This window comes from Occallatibacter savannae (assembly GCF_003131205.1).
In the GTDB taxonomy this organism is placed as follows: Bacteria; Acidobacteriota; Terriglobia; order Terriglobales; family Acidobacteriaceae; genus Telmatobacter; species Telmatobacter savannae.
The window spans coordinates 86,228-106,170 of sequence record NZ_QFFY01000005.1 but is presented as its reverse complement, the minus strand read 5'-3'; the positions used below and the strand labels follow the sequence as shown (position 1 = coordinate 106,170).

The window sequence follows — 19,943 nt, the reverse complement described above, 5'->3', positions numbered from 1 at the left end:
AAGGGAAATTGGCTCACATGACGATCAAGAGGCCGGTTGCCGGCTGGAACATTCGGGGGACTACAACGCATCCGGGCGAGATGCTGCGAGAGGAGTTTCTCGTGCCGCTTGGGCTCTCACAGAATGCGCTAGCGCTGAAGATTCGTGTACCCGCGACACGGATTGGGGACATCATTCATGGTCGACGGGGAATTACTCCCGACACTGCTTTGCGACTGGCGCGGTTTTTTGGGAACAGTCCAGAGTTCTGGCTGAATCTGCAGCAAATGCATGATCTCTCGAAGGCAAGGCTTGAGCTGAGCGACGCTATTGAACGCGAGGTTCAGGCCTACACGGCTGCGTAATCATGCGTGGCACCTCTAATGAATCATTTGTAACTCTCGAAGCGATTCGCGCAGCTGCGGAGCGCATCGCCGGCGTTACGGTAAAGACGCCGCTGGTTCGCGCATACTTGCCCGACGTTCCGGGGCAGATTTGGCTCAAGGCGGAGAGCCTGCAGCCGATCGGGAGCTTCAAGCTGCGCGGCGCGGCGAACAAGATCCTTCAGCTCTCAAAGGACGAGATAAAGCGTGGCGTCATCACATACTCGAGTGGGAACCATGCGCAGGGTGTTGCCTATGCGGCGCGCGAGGTGGGCGCGAAGGCCGTGATCGTAATGCCGTCCAACGCTCCGGCGATCAAGCGAGCAGCGACGCTGGCATTGGGAGCCGAAGTCGTGGATGTCGGCGTGGCTTCGAGTGAGCGCCTTGCCAAGGCAGAAGAGCTGGTCGGCGAGCATGGGTATGTGGTGATTCCGCCCTACGACGATGAGCAGATCATCGCCGGACAGGCGACCTGCGGGCTTGAGATCATCGAGTCTTTGCCCGATGTCGACCTGGTGCTCGCGCCCGTCTCTGGCGGTGGGCTGCTGAGCGGCATCGCGACTGCGGTGAAGAGTATCAGCCCGCAGACGAAGGTGTTTGGCGTCGAGCCCGAGCTGGCAGCCGACGCGGCGGAGAGCTACCGAACGGGCAAGCTCACGACTTGGCCAGCCGAAAAAACCTCGCGGACGATCGCCGACGGGTTGCGGACGCAGAGCCTCGGCGAGAGAAACTTCGCTCACATCCGGCAGTTCGTGGACGGCATCATCACGGTGACGGAAGCGGAAATCCGGTCGGCAATGCGGGCGATCGTTGGATCTGCGCGCATTGTGCCCGAACCGAGCGGCGCTGTGACTTCGGCTGCCATGCTGTTCCATCGGACGGAGCTGCCGGCGTTTCGGACCGCTGTTGCGGTAGTCAGCGGCGGCAACGTCGACCCGAAGGTGCTGGCCGAGGTGCTTACGGAGTCCGGCACTTAACGTCCCTTGAACTATGATCTTGAGTGAGATGAAGACTCCTTTCCGCAGTGCACGGCTGCTTGGGACGTTTCTGTTGTTGTGTGCGCTTCCGCTTTGTGCCCAGAAGAAAAAGGATCAGATCCAGAAGCCGATCGCGGGGCCTCGAGCCACAGCGCTGAGGGTTACGTGGCTCTATGTTTCGGCGAGCACCGAGGCGCAGAAGGTGGATCGTGTTCAGCCGGGACGCGAGCTTGTGGTTGCCGAAAAGAGCGGTGAGTGGCTGCGGGTTTACGCGAATACGGATGTCGAAGAAGAGCACAGGGCAGATCAGCCGATTTTCGATACCAGCGATGTTCCGCCTCCGATCTCTGGATGGATGCAGGCAAGAGGCGTCGTGATCGAGACGACTGCGAATGGCGACCAGGTGTTGATGGGAGCGGGCGCCGATGCGGAGGCGCAGGCCAACGATCCGCGCGGAGCCGCGAATGCCGCGCAGACGGCGCACCTGATCTATCGCCGACTTGCGGAGATCTTCCCTAGCTCGCCGCTGGCTGCAGAGGCAGCGTGGCGGGCCGCCGATATCTCGTGGCAAATCCAGAAGGCGGATGCTTCGTCGCGCCCATCTGCCAAGGAGAGAGACGCGTATCTGCGGCAGCAGATCGATGAGGATGCGATGAAGCACGTGATCAAGGACTATCCGCATACGAAGCAGGCCGACTACGCAGCGTTCGAGCTTCTCGACAACAAACTCTGCGGCGACTGGCAAGGTCAGCCGAAGTGCCCGGAGAAGGAGTCTGAAATCTACGAGAAGTTCGCGTCGGAACATCCGGATGGCCCACGAACCGCGCAGGCCCTGTATCTCGCGGTCTATCGCCAGGCGGTGTTGAAGGATATGTACGGGGGCGAGGACAACGAAAAGAAGAGCGAAGCGGCGCGCGGGCATGCCCGCGATCTGGCTGCGAGGTTGAAGGATAAGTTTCCTCAGTCCGATTACACGGCGCGCGCGGCAATGCTGGTGTTTAAGCTGGATCAGGGCATTCCGGTGTACGGAATCGAGAAGGAATAGACCGTACTTTGATACAGGCTGCGCCGGCTAGCCCGTACGATATTGAGCGGAGGCTCTTTGAACGTCTACATTCAGTCGCTCCTTCTGGGCATCGTCGAGGGCCTAACGGAATTTCTGCCGGTGAGTTCTACGGCGCATCTGCGGATCGTGGAAGCAGCGATGCGGATTCCTCTGGACGATGCGTACTGGAAGATGTACACGATCGTGATCCAGGCAGGTGCGATTCTTGCGCTGGTGCTGCTCTATCTCGGGCGCATCGTTGCGTTCATCAAGAGCTTTCCGCACGGCGAGAGCGGCGACAAAACATGGAAGGATCATCCGATTTCGCTGACGCTGATCGCGTTTGTCTGCACGTCAGTGATTGCTCTGCCGCTGCACAAGATCACAGAAAAGCATCTGCAGAGCATCGCGGTCATGGCGTGGACGCTGCTGATCGGCGGCATCGTCATGTGGGTGATCGACGCGCGGTCCTCGCGATTTGAGCCGACGACAATTCACGTGGAAGAGATGAGCCTGCTCCAGGCGATTTGGATCGGCATCTGCCAGTCGCTCTCGGCGGTGTTTCCGGGCACTTCGCGATCGATGTCCACCATTGCGGCCGGACAGCTTGTCGGGATGGACCGGCCCTCGGCGCTTGAGTTCAGCTTTCTGCTTTCGATTCCGACGATGATTGCGGCAACGGCATGGGATCTGTTGAAGTCCATACACCCCGGCAAGACGGCTCTTGCCGCGGGCGCGGTGCCCATGGCCGAGGTAAACATGAACAGCCAGCGATGGGTCGTGCTGGCAATCGGATTCGTGGTTTCGTTCATCGTGGCCCTTGGCGTCGTGGAGTGGTTCCTGGCGTGGGTGCGGCGGCACGGGTTTACGCCATTCGCGGTGTACCGGATTGTTCTCGGCATCGTGCTGCTCGTGCTCGGGAGCAGGCTGCTCGGATCGTGAAACAGTGATACGGGCTTGGTTGCCGCCTGAGAAGACCGACCCGGACCAAGTCTATGAATTGTAGGACTTAGCACGCAAGTCATTCCCCAAAAATAAGCATCAGCCTGCATGAGTTCTCCTCATACATGTTCCTGTGCTTGCATAAATAACGTCTTAGTTATATAACTTAGAAATTATGGAACTGCTGGATGCCAGTTTTGGTGCGCTTGCTGACCCCACAAGGCGCGCGATCTTAGCCCGTCTGGCTCTGGGGGAGGCGACGGTCCTCGAACTTGCTAAACCTTTCCAGATGACCCAGCCGGCCATCTCGCGTCACCTCAAGGTGCTCGAGACGGCGGGCCTGATCGAACAGCGCGTAGACGGCACTCGTCGTCCTCGCCGCTTGGCCAAGCCCGCTCTCGACAACATCGATCAGTATCTCGATACCTTGCGCCGGGCTCTTGCGGCGAACTACGACCGGCTCGACCAGGTACTCGCTGCGATGGACCGAAATCCTGACTCAACCCCCAACCAGAGAAAAACCGGAGGTTCAAAATGAAGAGCACTGCGAACAAACTGTCACTCCGCACGGAAGGCGACACACACAATTGTCGTGACTCGACGGTTCAATGCGTCGCCTGAGACCGTCTACCGGGCCCACACCGATCCCGCGATCATCCAGCGGTGGCTCCTTGGGCCGGAAGGCTGGACCATGCCGGTTTGCGTGTGTGAAGCGCGGCCCGGAGGTCATTTCCGGTATGAATGGGCTCACGAGTCCAAGCCAGGCTTCTACATCACCGGCGAGTTCCACGCGCTCGAGCCCGGCCGTCGCATCGTCCACGTTGAGCGCATGTTTCTTCCCTTCCAGACTCCGGACAACCACGTTGAAACCACATTCGATTCTGACGGCGACGGCACGCTGATGACGATGCGTATGACATTGCCCGACGCCGAGACTCGCAAGCAGATGCTCTCGTCCGGCATGGAGACTGGGATGGAAGCGAGCTATGTCCGCCTGGAATCGCAACTCGCATAGCGCAGGTCGAAACCCTGCAAGGAGCAGAACCGTGAGCGAAATTATGTCGAATCGATCCATTGAGAAGCCCGTCGTTGTCACCACCGAGCAGGTGCATATCGCGAAACTCTACGCAAAGATCCCCACCCGCGAGATTCAATCAGAGATGGGCCGTTTGTTGCAGGAGCTTTCGGCTGAACTCGAGAAGCAGCAGATTGCGCCGGCAGGGCCGTGGTTTACCCACCATCTAAAGAGACCGGCGGAATACTTCGACTTCGAAGTTTGTTTTCCCGTCGCAACTCCAATCAGGGCTAACGGCAGAGTCGAGCCGGGTGAATGGCCTGCCATAAAGATGGTGCGCACCGTTTATCACGGCTCGTACGCAGGGCTTGCACAGGGATGGGGCGAGTTCATGTCGGAGATCGAACGCATGGGGCTGCGTGTATCGCCGGAGATCTGGGAAGTCTATAGAACGGGACCAGACGCCGAGAGCAATCCTGAAAACTGGCGGACGGAACTGAGCCGAGAGATCGTGTGACTCGTTTGTTTGGCGTGCTTCGGGCGGCCGCTCGGACCAGCTCCGCAGCTGTTCACTCTAAAGAAGGTCAAGGGCCCTCCGCCAGCCGCCTTCCCTAACGTACTGATTTCAGAAGGCAAAGATCCCACATCCGCTTTGCAGTCTAATTCACTGCTTTCGTTCATACTTGAACCGTATGGATCAGTGCCCGACAACTCATCAGCACCGGCCGAATCGTGGAACTAGCAAGACGGCCCACTCTAAGTCGAGCAGGGAGATACACTTACAGGTAAATCCAATTACAAGATACAGTTAGCGACACCAGTCTTCTACAAGCCGTTGAAACCAGGACACTTGTTTACAAGTAGTAGGGGGAGGGGGCGGGGGTAGGTGCGGAATAGCCGCGTCCCCGCACACATTACGTCCAGGTTGGCACTACAGCTGCCGAGAACCAGAGCCGTAACTTGACAGCTATAGCAGCCTTGCGTTACTTTGCATCGTAAAGTGAGGCACGATGAGTTTCCCCGTTCACCCTCTCGACAAGGCTCTCGGAGACATCAGCAGCATCCGCCGTCAGGTCGCGCGCAGCACCGAGTTTCGCGGCTACGGTGCAGCGACGCTCGCGTCGACCGGTCTCTTCGCAGGACTCGCCGCCCTGGCGCAATCGTTCCTGCTGCCTGATCCCGCCAGCCACATCGGCACGTATCTCCGCATCTGGGTGACGACCGCGATCGTGTCGGCAGTGCTGATCGGAGTGCAGACGCTGACCCGTTCGCGACGCATGCACTCGGGTCTTGCGGATGAGATGATCCTCATGGCAGTTGAGCAGTTTCTGCCCTCGCTTGGCGCCGGAGCGCTCATCTCGATCGTGCTGCTTAGGCTGGTTCCCGCGAACGTCTGGATGTTGCCGGCAATGTGGCAGATCACGTACAGCCTCGGCGTCTTTGCCTCCTGCCGCTTCCTGCCGAAGCCGATGGCCGCCGCCGGAGCCTGGTATCTGCTTACCGGCCTGATCTGCATCGGACTGGGAGACGCCCGCGCGCTTTCGCCGTGGACCATGGGCCTGGCGTATGGAGTTGGTCAGTTAATCGTCGCAGCCGTGCTGCTCTGGGGATCAAAGAAAGATCGTGATGAAATCTAAGGCGGGAAATTCAGAAGGACGATTTGCATACGAAGGCCTGGATCGCGTCATCCACGAACGCGCACGCCTTAGCGTACTCACTTCCCTGATTACGAATCCGAAGGGGCTGAGCTTTAACGACCTGAAGCAGCTATGCGCGCTTACCGATGGCAACCTGAGCCGGCACTTGAGCGTGCTGGAAGAAGCCAAGATGGTAGAGATCATTCGCGGACACGATCGCAACCGGCCCCAGACGATCTGCCGCATCACGCCCTCCGGCCGCAAGCGGTACCTGGAGTACCTCGAAACGCTGGAACAGGTCGTCCGCGACGCTGCTGGAGTTGAAACGTCCGATGCAACGGCTTCAGACCTTCTGAAGGGCCTCGAACCCTCAGGTGCCTGAAAAATTTTGCCCTTTAACTTTACATTACAAAGTAACTGCCTCTGGAGGACCACATTGAACGACGCTCCGACATTCCAACCGCTGCTGCAGGCGCGGACCAGATCGCGGTCGATGGGATTGAAACTCTTCATCGTTTGCGGACTTGCGCTGGTCATGACAATCCCGGCCTTTTTCGTTGACGACCTGGTCGATGAACGGACGCACCGCGAAAACGACGTGGTGAAAGAGATCAGCAATCATGTTGGCGGACAGCAAACCTTTCTCGGGCCGACTCTGGCGATTCCCTACACGATTCCTGCACTTTCAGCCGATGGTCAGACTCGGCACGGCGTCTACCTTGTCTTCCCGGCGCAAGGTTCGGCCACGGTGAAGACGCAGACTGAAGAGAGACGGCGTTCGCTCTTCAAAGTGCCTGTCTTTCAGGCTGATCTGAATTTCAGCGCGTCGTTCGATCTGAGCGGTGTTCCATCCGCGGCTGGGGCCAACGTTGAATTCGATTGGAGCCGTGCGGAGTTCATTGTCGGCGTAAGCGATGCGCGCGGAGCCTTGACCGATGGAACAATGACTTTCGGCGGAAAGACAATGACACTCGCTCCTGCCGACATCCTTCAGGGCCTCTCCCTCGGCACCGATCTCACCAGACAGACAAAGCTGACCCTGTTTGGCACACGAGGTGTTGAGATCAAGCCGAACACGCAATTCAACGCAACCGCAGCGTTGCGCTTTTCCGGAGCGCAGCGAATTGCATTGCTTGCCAACGGAAAGAGCACGCGAGTGTCGCTTCAAGGTGACTGGGCCAATCCCAGTTTCGATGGAGGATTTCTACCCATGAACAGGAATATCACCAAGTCAGGGTTCAACGCTGACTGGAGCGTGCCCTTCATCGCGCGAGGAGTGCGCGCTGAAGGAACGATCGATAGCCTCACGGGTCTCGATGCGACGGCCTTGGGAGTCTCGTTCATCGAAGTTGCCGATCCCTACCAGTCCGTCACGCGCTCCCTCAAGTTCATCCTGCTCTTCAATGGCCTGATCTTTCTGTCCTATTTCGTCTTCGAAGTGACAACCGGGAAGCGTGTGCACCCGGCACAATATGCGCTTGTTGGAGTTGCGCAGATCATCTTTTACCTTCTGCTGCTTTCGCTCGCGGAACGGATCGGATTCGATCTCGGATTTCTCATCGCAGGCGCTGCCACTGTACTGCTGCTGTCGACAAATGCTGGGTGGATCTTCGCAGCCAGCTTCAGGCCGTCCGCGCTCTGGCCGTGTTCAGCGTTCTCTATTCGCTGATCTACATGCTGCTGCGGCTTGAAGACAACGCGCTTCTCGTCGGTGCAGTTGCAAGCTTCGTTGCGGTTGCCGTTGCGATGTACCTGACCCGTTCGATCGACTGGTATGGTTCGCTGCCCGATGCAACCGCACCGAACCAACAACCTGCTGCTTGATGAATCAGCCCTCCCCGAAAGGTAGATGATTATGCAAATTAGAGAAGGATCTGGAATACACGTCGGCATCATTATGGACGGAAACGGGCGCTGGGCGACGCGCCAGGGATTGTCGCGAGTGGCCGGTCACCGCGCCGGTGTAGCCGCTGTGCGGCGAACCGTTGAGAGCGCGCCCGAGCTTGGCGTCCGCGTTTTGACGGTCTATGCGTTTTCGGAAGACAACTGGGCGCGGCCGTCGCAGGAGGTGGAGAGCATCTTCTGGATTATCCGCGCTTTTCTGCGGCTCGAGGGCGAACGGCTGCGCAAGGCCGGCGTGCGGCTGGAAGTGATCGGACGGCGCGACCGGATTCCCCGAGCGCTGCTGCGCGAGATTCAACACGCGGAAGAGGCGACAGCAATGGAGCGCACACTGCACCTGCGGATCGCAATCGATTACTCAGCGCGAAGCTCCATCGCAGACGCCGCGACTGCCGCCCTTCAACATGCTGAAGGATTCACCGCGGAGCGGATGCGCGCCATCATCACCCAGACGCTAACCGCACAGTCCGGTGATGTAGATCTGCTGATTCGCACCGGTGGCGAGAAGCGACTCTCCGACTATTTGTTGTGGGAATCAGCATACGCGGAGCTGTTCTTTACTGATCGCATGTGGCCGGAGTTTGACAGGTCAGACCTGGCTGCCGCGGTGAATGAGTTCCGCCGTCGCGAACGCCGGTTTGGAGCCGTTCCGGCACCGGTCCCTTCGCAATTGCCCGTCGCTATTTGAGCAGAAAAGCAAGAGCCCGGAGCACTCGGCTCCGGGCTTTCACTACATCCCCACCGTGGAGAGTTACTCAGCGGCTGTTTCAGTCGCCTTGGTCGTCGCCACTGTCCAGTCAGGAGCGCCGACCTTGAAGCGGGCGAAGCGGCGGACGGTAATGTTCTCGCCGAGCTTGCCGACTTTCTGAGCGATCAGCTCCTTGATGCTGATGGCCTGGTCCTTGATGAAGGGCTGCTCGAGCAGGCAGACCTCCTCGTAAAACTTTGCCATCTTGCCCTCAAGCATCTTCTCGATGATGTTCGCGGGCTTGCCGGTCGCGGCAGCCTGGGCGCGGTAGATTTCCTTCTCGCGCTCCATGTCTTCTGGGCTGACGTCCTCGGGCTTCACGTAGCGAGGATCGCTGGCTGCGATGTGCATGGCGATGTCCTTCAGAAGGTCCTGGAAATCCTCAGTGCGCGCGACGAAGTCGCTCTCGCAGTTGACTTCAACCATGACGCCGATCTTTCCGCCGGCATGGATGTACGTTCCCACAGCACCTTCGTTCGTGGTGCGGGCGGCCTTCTTCTGAGCGGAGGCCATGCCGCGCTTGCGGAGAACAACAAACGCGTCTTCGATGTTGCCCTTCGTCTCCTGCAGAGCCTTGAGGCAGTCGCCCATGGGGGCGCCAGACTTCTCGCGGAGATCCTTCACCAACTTTGCATCAATCTTTTCTGCCACAGTCATCACGCTTCCTTCTGTTAGAACAGGTCTCCTGTTCTCGTTATCTTTATTGCGCCGAAGGCGCACTCAGCCGCGCTGCAGGTGTCAAAGAAAAAGCGTGGCTACGTTCAATCGGCCACGCTTCTCCAAATTCAACTAAGAACTTAAAGGGCGCGTTCGGCCACTTCCTCTTCGTCGATCGCCGCTTCCGCTGCCGGAGCTTTGCGGACGCCGCTGACCTGCGCTTCGAAATCGACATCCTCGGTTGAGGCTGCCTCTGCCGGCGCTTCGCCTTCGCCCTCGGCTGCGGGAACTTCTTCGGCCGCTGCGAATGCCTTGTCGCCTACGAGGTTGACACCTTCGGCTGCCGAGTCCGCGATCTTCGAGGTGAACAGGCGGATCGCACGCAGTGCATCGTCGTTCCCCGGAATCACGTAGTCAACGACGGTCGGATCGCAGTTGGTGTCGACCACGGCGACGACCGGAATGCCCAGCTTGCGAGCTTCCTTAACGGCAATAGCTTCGTTGTTCGAGTCAATCACGAAGAGCGCGTCGGGGAGCCGCTTCATGTTCTTGATGCCGGCGAGATTGGCCTGAAGGTGCTTGCGCTCGCGCTCGAGCCGAATCACTTCCTTCTTGGTCAGCAGCTCGTAGCGGCCGTCAACAGCCATCTCATCCAGTTCCTGAAGGCGCTTCACCGACTTCTGCACGGTCACCCAATTGGTGAGCAGGCCGCCCAGCCAACGCTGGTTGATGTACGGCATGCTGGCGCGGCCCGCCTCTTCGGCAACCGCATCCTGGGCCTGGCGCTTGGTGCCGACGAAGAGAATCGTCTTGCCGCTGGCGCACAGGTCTGTGACAAACTTGGACGCGTCCTTAAAAAGCTTCAGCGTCTTCTGCAGGTCGATGATGTAAATTCCGTTGCGCTCGCCGAAGATGTATTCCTTCATCTTGGGGTTCCAGCGCTTCGTCTGATGCCCGAAGTGAACACCTGCTTCGAGCAGCTCCTTCATGGTGATCGTGGCCATTGGCCTCCTTCGTGGATTGCATCCGGGCTAACCTTCGTCTGGCCCGGATTGAACCCGCTTGCGCGGGGATTTAACTACCATGCTCTTAGCTATTAGCCCTCAGCTTTCGATTTGGCTCGTCTCGCCTCAACAAAGCTAAAAGCTAATGGCTAAGAGCTTGCAAACGCGCTAGCGCTTGCTGAACTGGAACCGCTTGCGCGCGCCCTTCTGACCGTACTTCTTACGCTCCTTAACGCGAGCGTCGCGGGTCAGCAGGCCTTCAGCCTTGAGCGCCTTCCTCAACTCCGGATTGAACTGGATCAGTGCGCGGGCCACGCCCATCTTCACTGCGTCGGCCTGCGATGCGACTCCCCCGCTGCTGACAGTGGTGACCACGTCGAAGCTGGATGCGAGGTCAGCGACCTGCAGCGTTTTCTTTGCGGAGACACGCTGCTGCTCGGTGACGAAGTATTCGTCGAAGGCCTTGCCGTTGACTTTCCACTCGCCGGTGCCCGGACGCAGGAAAACGCGGGCAATCGCCGACTTGCGGCGGCCCGTCCCGTAATACTGAACCAAATCTGCCATTCAATCCTCTTAAGCTTGGAGCTAGTAGCCAATAGCCAGTAGCTCGCAAATTCGAACTTCAATCTTCTTTCGCCAGAATCTGTCTCCACTTCGATTCAGCTACTGGCTACCGGCTACTGGCTACCTTTAGGCGACGTTCAACGCCACCGGCTGCTGAGCCTGGTGAGGGTGCTTGTCACCGCGATAAACCTTCAGCTTTGTACCCATGGCGCGGCCGATCTTTGACTTCGGCAGCATGCCCTTGATTGCCTCTTCCAGGATCTTCTCGGGGCGGCGTGCGAGGAGGCGTGAGAACTCCTCTTCGCGCAGTCCGCCCGGAAAGCCGGTGTAGCGGCGATAGACCTTGCTCTGGCTTTTCAGACCGGTAAGGCGAACCTTCTCGGCGTTGATGACGATGACGTGATCGCCCATGTCGATGTACGGCACGTACTTGGGATTCAGCTTGCCGCTCAGCACGTCGGCCGCCTTGGTTGCCAGCCGTCCAAGGGTCTGGCCGCTGGCGTCAACCACATACCATTTGCGGTCAATATCCTTGCCGCTCGGAACGAAGGTGCTCATCTCTCTCCTGCCCTCTAAACAAAAACTGCGACGCAAAGCGCCTTGGCCCATGGCATCCGCGCATGGGAACAAATTTCACCCACTTCCAAACAATCCTGTTCGGGTGAGGACTGCGGGGTTTGCCCTCTCAGGGCTCCTGACTCTGTGGAACGAACCTGCGGTTCCGCAGAAGGCGCCTGTACCGGTCAGAATCAGAACTTCAGGATCCGATCGGCTGGGTCTGGGCTAACTTACTTCATTCTCAAAGAGTTGAATCAGACTTTGAGTGCCCGTCTCAAGACCCCAGACGTAACTCCGCACAAGGACTTTAGGATACCCGAACCACCCTGTAGAGTCAACGAAATGTGCGTCAAAGAGGCGTCCGGAGCTTTGGGTTCCGCACGCCTCTGCACTATTTACGCGGCACTTCCTTCGAGCGAGCGGACCCGGAAGCGCTTCATCTGGATCGAGAGTGTCTTCTCGATCTTCTTGAGCTCTCCGCGTTCGTTGGGGCCGGCAAACGTCGATGCGACTCCCTTTGCCGAGGCACGACCCGTACGGCCTACACGGTGCACGAAGTCTTCCGCCATCTTAGGCAGGTCGTAGTTCACGACGTGCGCCACATGGGCGACATCGATTCCGCGGGCGGCCACATCAGTGGCGACGAGGACGCGATGACGGCCTTCTGAGAAGCTCCGCAGAGCGGAGTTCCGCTGAGACTGCGAGCGGTCGCCGTGAATCTGCGTAGCCGACCAGCCGGAACGAGCCAGACGGCTGGCAACACGATCTGCGCCGTGCTTCGTACGAACGAAGACGAGGAAGCTGCCCTCCTCGGCATCGAGAAGGTGCTGAAGGAGTTCGAGCTTGTCGCTCTGTTCGACTTCAAAGGTGCGAAGTTCGACATTCTCGGCCGGCTTAAGAACCGATCCAATCTCAACGCGCACGGGGCTCTTCAGGTATTTCGCTGCAACCTGCTTTACCGCGCCCTCAAGGGTGGCGGAATAGCAGAGGGTCTGGCGGTTTTCGGGGATCATAGTCGCGATGCGCGCGATGGCAGGCTGAAAGCCCATGTCGAGCATGCGGTCCACTTCATCGAGGACGAGCATCCTGATCTGGTCCATACGCACGAGCTTGCGCTTGAGGAAGTCCTCAAGACGTCCCGGGGTGGCGACGATAAGGCGCGCGCCGCGGCGGATCGCGTCGAGCTGAGGACGTTCCTGCATACCGCCGACTACGAGGGCGACGGTCTGCTCTGGACTGGTCCGGATAGCTTTGAACGCGGTCTCAACCTGCATGGCGAGTTCGCGCGTGGGCAGCAGGATGAGCGCCTGTGCGGCGTTCCGGTCCTGTACCTTCTGCAGCATCTCCACGATTGGGATCAGGAAGCTAAGCGTCTTGCCGGTGCCGGTCTGCGCGGTAGCAAGGACATCGCGGCCGTCGAGAGCCGGAGGAATGGCCTGCGCCTGTACGGGAGTCGGAGTAATGAATTTATTGGAATTCATCCGCGACATAAGCGTGGATGAGAGGTTGAACTGCGAAAATTCGATGTTCAAAAAAATCTGTCTTTTCCTGGCTCCGGAGCCTGTCTTCCCTGCGGCTTGCAGTCGGAACCGAATCATGAGGCTCCACGATGGGCCTCTTCACGTTTTATGCGTAGGGTTGAACCTTTTGGGGTTCTTTCGGCCCGGTGCTCGCTGAGTCAGCAATCAGAACGGCCCGAATCTGCCACACGCCGCCATAGGTACGCCTGCGGGCTTCAGCGCCGGCAGACTCCACACTCCAGCCCTGGTCTCAAAACCGGGCCGCAATCGAGGTGGTTACGCTAAGGGGGCTTGGGGGAAACTGTGCCAGGCGTTCGCCGTTGAGGCTGACCGCCGCTCACGACCAAATCACTGAGCGCAAGCTAAGTATAACATGGTTCGAGATTTCTCGATTCGCGGGGTGGGCGGGGCCGGTTAGAGCCGGGAAACGACCTCGCGAAAGTGGCGGTCCACCTCGGCACTAGAAACGTCCGGCGATACATCCGAAGAGGAACTGCTCATGCGGGCATCGGGGAACCCGAGGTGGCGTTTGAGGTCAAGGATCTCTTTGAGTTTGGGTTCGGGTATGGGAATGAGGGGCTTCCCGATCTGGCCGGCGATGACGCAGGTCTTGCAGTAAGACTCGAGAATTTCGACCAGCCACTCGGCATGGGTGATGGTGTCGGACCAGCAGACGACTCCGTGATTGGCAAGCAGGATCGTGTTGTGATCCTGAACGAAGGGGAGAACGGTCTCGGCGAAGGCCTGGGTACCGGGTGTTTCGAAGCGAGCGAGAGCGGCGGGGCCGATGAAGATCTCGTACTCGGAGATCAAACCGCAGGGTGGAGGGGTGCCGGTCAGCGAGAAGGCTGTCGCGTAAGGCGGATGACAGTGAACAATTGCTCTGGCACGCGGATTGGCTCGGTAGATCTCGAGGTGCAGGAGGAGTTCGCTGGTGCGGTGAGGGTTGCCGGCGACGATGTTTCCGCTCATGTCTGAAAGGCAGATGTCGGCCGGGGCGATGTCGCCCTTGCTGATCATCGTCGGGGTGCAGAGGACGTACTCGCCGCCGATCCGGCAGCTGATGTTGCCCCCGTTGCCGTCCACGTACTGCCGTTCCCATAGCTTGCGACCGGTCCGGATGATCTCCTCGCGGAGCGCTTCAGCCTCAAAGGAGCGGAAGACCGCCGATGGGGTGCCTTCTTCCGGTTTGGGGACGCGGAGGGCGTCGACGACGGCCTCGAAGACTTCCTTGACCTTGTCCGTTACCGGGTTGGCGACCTGTGACATTACGACCTCAGGGCATGCACTCGGCCCCTGTCTTTAGATATAGGTCCGATCGAGTCTGGCCGGAGGTGACACGGGTCACCCGTCAGGATCCGAAAGGTGACGTCGGGCCGGGCAGTTCAATCCGCCGCGACCAGCTTCCGCTGCAGAGCCTCTAGCGTCTGCCCCTTCGTCTCCGGATACGTCAACAGCACTGTGAAGAACTGAACCGCCGTCATGATCGAAAAGAAGACGAACGGGGTTGCCGTGCTCATCGAGTGAACGACAATCGGGAACGTTTCTGCGATCGCCGCGTTCATGAACCAGTGGCTTGCGGAGCCCACTCCCTGGCCCTTGGAGCGGACTGAAGTCGGGAAGACTTCGCCGATGTAGACCCAGATGACCGCGCCTTGCGACAGCGCGAAGAAGCCGATGTAGGTGACGAGGATCCAGACCAGCATGGATTGATGCGTGTTCGACGAGAATATCCACGCCACAATTGCCAGGCAGGTCGCGGTTCCGGCGGCGCCAATCAGTAGGAGCGTCTTTCGCCCAAGCTTATCGATGACGCTCATGCCCACCATGGTGAAGAGAAGGTTGGTCGCGCCGATCGCGATTGCCTTCTGATCGCCCGAGAGCTGGCTGTACCCCGCCGCGCCGAAAATGTCGTTGATGTAGTAGAGAATCGCGTTGATTCCCGCCAGCTGATTGAATGCGCCAATCGAAATCGCCAGAAAGAGCGGATAGCGGTACTTCCACTTGAAGACGCGCTCGTGAGCCGAGGCGTGCTCTTGCTTGAGGGCTTCGCGAATGTCGGCCAGTTCGGCTTCAGGATCGGGATCACCCATCAGCTTCAACACTTCCAGCGCCTCATCGATTCGCTCGCGCGATGCCGACCAACGCGGGCTGCGCGGGATGCCGAAGAGCATGATCAGGAACGCGACCGCAGGGATGCCGGCGATCCCCACCTGCCAACGCCACTCCGTTGCCCCAAGGTGCATGGTGCGGATCACATAGTTGGACAGATAGGCCAGCATGATGCCGAAGACAACGTTGAACTGAAAGAGAGCGACAAAGCGTCCGCGCCATTTGGCTGGCGAAAGCTCGGCGATGTAGACCGGACCGAGAACCGACGACGCGCCGATACCGAGACCTCCGATGAAGCGGAAGACCAGAAACGAACTCCAGCCCCATGCGAAGGCGCACCCGGCGGCGGAGATGACATAAAGGACCGCGGTCAGCCGAAGCGTCTCGCGGCTGCCCAGTCGCTGGCCGATCTGACCGGCGCCAAGAGCTCCAATGACCGTGCCGACCAGGCCAATGGCGACGGTCAGACCCTCCTTATGCGGATCAAGGTCGTAGAGCTTAACGAGCGCGCCAATGGCACCGGCAATAACAACAGTGTCGAAGCCGAAAAGCAGGCCTCCAAGGGCGCCGGTGAGGGTCGCCTTCATCAGATTCAGGTTCGGTCGCATGGAAATGGCTGTCCTCGGTGTGACCAAGACATCCTACAGAGACAAACCTGCCTGGGTAAACCGGGAATGGCATTGGCTTCGGAAGAGAAGCGGCCGAGACCTAAGGAAGTTCCGGCCGCCTTGGATTACTGAGATTCGCGGGAGGCGGGGGTGACCATCAAAACGCGGCAGCGTTCAGTGCCCGCGGCGCTCCAGCCGATCGCCATCTCCGTATCAAGGAAGATGCAATCACCCGCCTCGAGTGACTCGTGCATACCGCCCGCATCGAGTTGGAGCTTTCCTTCCAGAACGTAGACGACAGCGCAAAGAGCCCGGCCCGCCTCGCTCATCATTCCGGAGACACCTGCAGGTAGTTCGACCATGCGGGCGAAGAGCTTGTCGCCAGCCGTGACCGCGTGCAACGAAACATGCTTGATCGATTCCTGTCCACGGCCATTGCCTCCCAAATGCGCCTTGCGGGTGATGGCCAGCGTGTGCCTGGTTGCCTCGTTAAAGAAGTAGCTCAACCCCACCCCGTAGACGCGACATATGTTCGAAAGGGTGGGCAGAGTTGGAATCATGCGATCGGTTTCAAGCTTTGAAAGAAGAGCGGTAGACAAGCCGGTCTCGACAGCGAGACGGGAAAGGGTAAGATGCTTTTGCGTTCGCAGCGTGCGAAGTTTCATGCCGATGCTATACGGCTCGAGTGACCAGCGTGCATAAGACGGTCCATTTGCCATCGGTTTTACCTCAGGCGCAGTGTTTCGCAATTTCTATTTCAGAGTTTTGAAGCTTTCCTGAAAGTCACGGGATGCGTTTCCGGATCGGCAGTTTTAGCATGAAAGAGTCCTGAGAACCTGATACACCTGGGCTCCTAACAAGTCCACTCGAAAGGATGTCCCCCCATGCCTTCCGTTTTCTCCTATGTGCTCAGCCACATTCTGTCTTCATTTGCGCGCGCAAGGCGCACCTTCGCACTTCTATCGGCGCTCCTGCTTTCGATGTTGTTCTCGGCAATCGCACATGCCGGAACTGATCCAGACGTCCTGGTGCTGAACAATGGCGACACGCTGCACGGCAAGCTGGTGAACTCTTCTGGTGGGAGCATTACGTTTCACTCGGACGCCCTCGGTGATCTCTCCGTCGGCTGGGACAAGATCAAGGAGCTTCGCACGACGGGCAGCTACGCGGTAATAGACAAAACGGTCAGAATTCACAGCAAGAAGAATGCGGGGTCGATTCCGGAGGGACAGCTGGAGGTTGCGGACAAATCCATCACCGTTCATTCAGAGAAAGGGGCCGCACCGGCTCCGATTCCGGTGGCGAATGCGCAGTACATTATGGATGCCGGAACGCTGGACAAGCAGCTCTACCATCAGCCCGGGTTCTTCACAGGATGGAACGGAGCGGCAACGGCCGGAGCCGCCATCGTCACCGCAACAGAAAACCAGTACACCTTCTCAGGAGGTATCGGACTGGTCCGTCTTGTGCCCACCGTGAGTTGGCTCACGACTCGAGATCGCACGTCTATTGACTTCCTCGGCTCGTTTGGAAAAATCACGCAGCCGTCCTACACCGATCCCGTATCGGGAATCGTAGTGCCGGCCGTGGTGACGAAGTCGGCAATCTACCACGCGGACGCAGAGCGCGATCAGTACTTCTCGCCCAGATTCTTCGCGCTTGCACAGACTGCATTCGACCATAACTACGGACAGGATCTGGAGCTGCAGCAGATCTATGGCGGCGGATTCGGCTGGACTTTCCTGAAGACTCCCAAACAGGAAGCGGATCTGAAGGCCACGATTCAATATGAGAAGCAGCAGTTCATATCCAGCGGATCGGCGAATGAGAACCTGATCGGCTCGACGATCTCGCTGACGTACATCCTGCACCACAAGTTTGTAACGTACACGCAAGGACTGGCGTACATTCCGGCGTTCAACAACCCTCACGCTTACTCGGCCAACGAGACGAACACGCTTGCGTTTCCGGCGTACAAAAACTTCAGCTTCTCGCTCGGTACGCTGGACAGCTATCTAAACAATCCGCCTGCTTCGCTTCCTCCTACGAAACGCAATTCCTTCCAGTTCACCATGGGGATGACGTACGCGATCAAGTCAAAGTACTGATCTGGAAATTGCGAAACAAAGGTGACAAGGCAAGCAAAGTTCATTCAGCTTAACGCTGCCAGAGTTGCTTTTCCCGATGCGAAACTCATCTGGTAACTCTCCTAGAAAGTTACTAATTCGCCTGATAAAAACGATTGAACATCACACGTCTTTATTGCAGCTTGGATACATAATGAGGCCGCGTCCGTTAACTGCCAGTACCAAGAGCAGCAGCGAACGACGGCGGATGCACTTCGGATCTTCCCCGTGGTCTCAATGGCCACACTTAAATTCATTGGAGGTCTGCTGTCTCTGGAACCGAGGGACTCCGGAGGCAGGTGTCCGGTTCACCGAGGAAGACGATGGTGCAGTATTTGGAAGTAAAACCCACAGTTCTTTCTGATCGCGATTTTCTATTTGGTGGATTACGACTCGATGCTCAGGGTGTTCTCACCCGTGGAGATGAGGTGATTCACCTCCCTCCAAAGGAACTTGCCGCACTTCGTCTCCTGCTCGCACATGCCGGTCAGATCGTCACGGTGCAGCAACTGAAACAGGCTCTCTGGGGTGACGTTCACGTTACAGATGATAGCGTTCCGAAGTGTGTCTCCTCATTGCGCGAGCTACTGTTGCCTACGGACTGCATCCAGACCGTGTATAAGCGCGGTTATCGCTTCTCCATAGCCGTGAGGCCCCAGTCAGAGGAAAGTCGGGAGACTCCTGCCAGACTTGCGATCATGCCGTTCGCAGTTGATCCCTCGATTGCGGCATATCTCGGACCCGCCATCGCCGAAGAAACAATCTCGCTCTTAACGGCGGATCGTATGGCCCCCGCACATGTTCTGGCGCGGGACTCCGCCTTTTCACTGGCCGCGAGAGGTTTGACGGCCCATCAGGTAGGCGAAGCTTTACAGGCAGACCTTGTGCTGACGGGAACGCTCCGCATGCTTCCCGCCCAGTTCAGGCTTCGTGCAGAGATGATTCGAGTTTCGGATTGCACGCAGATCTGGGTGGAAGACATGCTCGTACCGCAGGCAAGATCAGCCGACCTTGAGTCAGAATTGGCGAACCGCCTTTTCATTCGGCTGAGCGCAACGGATTGGTACAACCCTCGTGAGAAGCATCAAAGCCCCGCCGGCCGGAACGGCCGCCTCCATCGCGAAGCATGGGAATTATTCCTGCGTGGACATCACGAGTGGCAGACGATGCAAAGGCATCGCATGCAGGAAGGAATTCAACACCTGATTCGCGCAGTCGAACTCGACCCCACTCTCTATGCCGCTCACGTAGATCTGGCAAATGCAGCGGTGACGCAGGAATTCGCCGGTTTCATTTCGCCGCAGCAGGCAGCCCAGCAGGTGCGAATAGCCGCGGACGCGGTTCCCACCTCAGTCGAGGGTGCTGAAGCGCTGCTTCCGGCACTCGGATGGATTCGCTTTCACGTAGACCACGACCTGCCCGGTGCTTTGCGAGCCTTCTCTACAAGTTCTCATCTGCGGCACGAGACGTCCGTGACGCGGGCTCGCTCCATGTTTGCGCTTAGTCGCCGGCGCTTTAAGGAAGCAATCGAATTGATTCTGGAAGCGCTGCGCACGGATCCCTACTCTCCGTGGCTCAACTCCCGGCTGGCATGGGCCTATCACCTGTCAGGAGAGCGCGACAAGAGCGTTGCGCAGGCAGAGCACGCTCTGGAACTTTTCCCAGAGCATGAAAGCACGAATGCTTACGCGTCGATCATCATGGCTTTCAATGGAAACGCCGAGAAAGCCGTTGCTGTGGCTGAGAGCCTGGTGCGCAGGTCCCCGTATCTCGACATCGGTTCAGCCCTGTACGCATATGCGCTGGCCCAGGCAGGTCGCGAACAGGAAGCGCGATCGATGCTGGAGCGTCTGCAATGGCTTAGCCGCGAACGCTTCGTACTAACGTCCTTTACAGCCGCCGTTTGCGTCGCACTCGGAGAATTGGATTCCGCCGTGGCCGAACTGGAGTCTGCTGCGGACGCGCGCTGTCCATGGCTCTTCCAGATGCTGGCTGACCCGAGGATTGAGCCGGTTCGCGAACGGCCAGAGGTCGTGAAGATCGAGAGGTCACTGGAACGCATGGAAGCTGCTGGCGGACGAAAGGCCGCCCACGATCAGTAGTAAAGCGATAAAGCTAGTCAAGATTCGGCCGGACCTAGTACAGTTTTCCAGGCTGCGATTTCTC

General features: G+C 58.5%; 22 protein-coding genes. 14 read left to right on the top strand and 8 right to left on the bottom strand.

Going from position 1 to position 19,943, the window contains the following annotated elements:
* Window positions 1–17: 17 nt before the first annotated feature.
* From DHV10_RS18345 to DHV10_RS18295, 12 genes are all read left to right on the top strand, one after another.
* Window positions 18–344 carry a HigA family addiction module antitoxin gene (locus tag DHV10_RS18345; RefSeq protein ID WP_109487853.1) on the top strand — a complete coding sequence of 109 codons (327 nt, stop codon included), beginning with the start codon at window positions 18–20 and terminating at the stop codon, window positions 342–344.
* Window positions 345–346: 2 nt separating this feature from the next.
* Complete coding sequence (locus tag DHV10_RS18340; protein WP_109487852.1) at window positions 347–1,339, top strand: threonine ammonia-lyase; 993 nt, start codon at window positions 347–349, stop codon at window positions 1,337–1,339.
* Between the two features lie 28 nt (window positions 1,340–1,367).
* Complete coding sequence (locus DHV10_RS18335; protein WP_162601650.1) at window positions 1,368–2,384, top strand: tetratricopeptide repeat protein; 1,017 nt, start codon at window positions 1,368–1,370, stop codon at window positions 2,382–2,384.
* A gap of 57 nt (window positions 2,385–2,441) precedes the next feature.
* Window positions 2,442–3,326, top strand: a complete 885-nt coding sequence (locus tag DHV10_RS18330) for an undecaprenyl-diphosphate phosphatase (protein WP_109487850.1) — start codon at window positions 2,442–2,444, stop codon at window positions 3,324–3,326.
* A gap of 175 nt (window positions 3,327–3,501) precedes the next feature.
* Window positions 3,502–3,864 carry an ArsR/SmtB family transcription factor gene (locus tag DHV10_RS18325; protein WP_109487849.1) on the top strand — a complete coding sequence of 121 codons (363 nt, stop codon included), beginning with the start codon at window positions 3,502–3,504 and terminating at the stop codon, window positions 3,862–3,864.
* 54 nt (window positions 3,865–3,918) lie between these two features.
* The gene (locus DHV10_RS18320; RefSeq protein ID WP_204101466.1) at window positions 3,919–4,341 is read left to right on the top strand and encodes an SRPBCC domain-containing protein; all 423 of its coding nucleotides are present in this window, start codon (window positions 3,919–3,921) and stop codon (window positions 4,339–4,341) included.
* A 31-nt stretch (window positions 4,342–4,372) separates the two neighbouring features.
* Window positions 4,373–4,858 (top strand): GyrI-like domain-containing protein, encoded by a 486-nt coding sequence (locus tag DHV10_RS18315; protein WP_162601649.1) that lies wholly within the window; start codon window positions 4,373–4,375, stop codon window positions 4,856–4,858.
* A gap of 493 nt (window positions 4,859–5,351) precedes the next feature.
* The gene (locus DHV10_RS18310; protein ID WP_109487847.1) at window positions 5,352–5,978 is read left to right on the top strand and encodes a hypothetical protein; all 627 of its coding nucleotides are present in this window, start codon (window positions 5,352–5,354) and stop codon (window positions 5,976–5,978) included.
* Window positions 5,968–6,360 (top strand): transcriptional regulator, encoded by a 393-nt coding sequence (locus DHV10_RS18305; protein WP_109487846.1) that lies wholly within the window; start codon window positions 5,968–5,970, stop codon window positions 6,358–6,360. The genes DHV10_RS18310 and DHV10_RS18305 overlap by 11 nt, the downstream gene beginning before the upstream one ends.
* Window positions 6,361–6,414: 54 nt before the next feature.
* Complete coding sequence (creD, locus tag DHV10_RS18300) at window positions 6,415–7,647, top strand: cell envelope integrity protein CreD (protein WP_275425929.1); 1,233 nt, start codon at window positions 6,415–6,417, stop codon at window positions 7,645–7,647.
* Window positions 7,623–7,802 (top strand): inner membrane CreD family protein, encoded by a 180-nt coding sequence (locus DHV10_RS28035; RefSeq protein ID WP_275425928.1) that lies wholly within the window; start codon window positions 7,623–7,625, stop codon window positions 7,800–7,802. Before creD ends, DHV10_RS28035 begins: the two co-directional genes overlap by 25 nt.
* Before the next feature lie 25 nt (window positions 7,803–7,827).
* Window positions 7,828–8,568, top strand: a complete 741-nt coding sequence (locus DHV10_RS18295) for a di-trans,poly-cis-decaprenylcistransferase (RefSeq protein ID WP_239461908.1) — start codon at window positions 7,828–7,830, stop codon at window positions 8,566–8,568.
* Between the two features lie 63 nt (window positions 8,569–8,631).
* Here DHV10_RS18295 and tsf read toward each other — a convergent pair whose 3' ends face one another.
* From tsf to DHV10_RS18255, 8 genes are all read right to left on the bottom strand, one after another.
* Window positions 8,632–9,285 carry a translation elongation factor Ts gene (tsf, locus tag DHV10_RS18290; RefSeq protein WP_109487845.1) on the bottom strand — a complete coding sequence of 218 codons (654 nt, stop codon included), beginning with the start codon at window positions 9,283–9,285 and terminating at the stop codon, window positions 8,632–8,634.
* A gap of 140 nt (window positions 9,286–9,425) precedes the next feature.
* Window positions 9,426–10,289 carry a 30S ribosomal protein S2 gene (gene rpsB / locus DHV10_RS18285; RefSeq protein ID WP_109487844.1) on the bottom strand — a complete coding sequence of 288 codons (864 nt, stop codon included), beginning with the start codon at window positions 10,287–10,289 and terminating at the stop codon, window positions 9,426–9,428.
* A gap of 168 nt (window positions 10,290–10,457) precedes the next feature.
* On the bottom strand, window positions 10,458–10,853 hold the full coding sequence (rpsI, locus tag DHV10_RS18280; protein ID WP_109487843.1) for a 30S ribosomal protein S9: 396 nt from the start codon (window positions 10,851–10,853) through the stop codon (window positions 10,458–10,460).
* 126 nt (window positions 10,854–10,979) lie between these two features.
* Complete coding sequence (gene rplM, locus DHV10_RS18275; protein ID WP_109487842.1) at window positions 10,980–11,411, bottom strand: 50S ribosomal protein L13; 432 nt, start codon at window positions 11,409–11,411, stop codon at window positions 10,980–10,982.
* A gap of 395 nt (window positions 11,412–11,806) precedes the next feature.
* Window positions 11,807–12,943: a DEAD/DEAH box helicase gene (locus DHV10_RS18270; protein ID WP_239461905.1), complete on the bottom strand. Its 1,137-nt coding sequence runs from the start codon at window positions 12,941–12,943 to the stop codon at window positions 11,807–11,809.
* Between the two features lie 402 nt (window positions 12,944–13,345).
* A complete protein-coding gene (locus tag DHV10_RS18265) occupies window positions 13,346–14,200 on the bottom strand; it encodes a class II aldolase/adducin family protein (protein WP_109487841.1) in 855 nt (284 codons plus the stop codon).
* 116 nt (window positions 14,201–14,316) lie between these two features.
* Complete coding sequence (locus DHV10_RS18260) at window positions 14,317–15,651, bottom strand: sugar porter family MFS transporter (protein WP_109487840.1); 1,335 nt, start codon at window positions 15,649–15,651, stop codon at window positions 14,317–14,319.
* A gap of 125 nt (window positions 15,652–15,776) precedes the next feature.
* The gene (locus tag DHV10_RS18255; protein WP_109487839.1) at window positions 15,777–16,370 is read right to left on the bottom strand and encodes a helix-turn-helix domain-containing protein; all 594 of its coding nucleotides are present in this window, start codon (window positions 16,368–16,370) and stop codon (window positions 15,777–15,779) included.
* 165 nt (window positions 16,371–16,535) lie between these two features.
* On the opposite strand from DHV10_RS18255, the gene DHV10_RS18250 reads away from it, so the two are divergent.
* Together DHV10_RS18250 and DHV10_RS18245 are read left to right on the top strand one after the other, a co-directional pair.
* On the top strand, window positions 16,536–17,759 hold the full coding sequence (locus tag DHV10_RS18250) for a DUF481 domain-containing protein (RefSeq protein ID WP_109487838.1): 1,224 nt from the start codon (window positions 16,536–16,538) through the stop codon (window positions 17,757–17,759).
* A gap of 446 nt (window positions 17,760–18,205) precedes the next feature.
* Window positions 18,206–19,879: a winged helix-turn-helix domain-containing protein gene (locus DHV10_RS18245; RefSeq protein WP_162601648.1), complete on the top strand. Its 1,674-nt coding sequence runs from the start codon at window positions 18,206–18,208 to the stop codon at window positions 19,877–19,879.
* The last annotated feature ends 64 nt before the right edge of the window (window positions 19,880–19,943 follow it).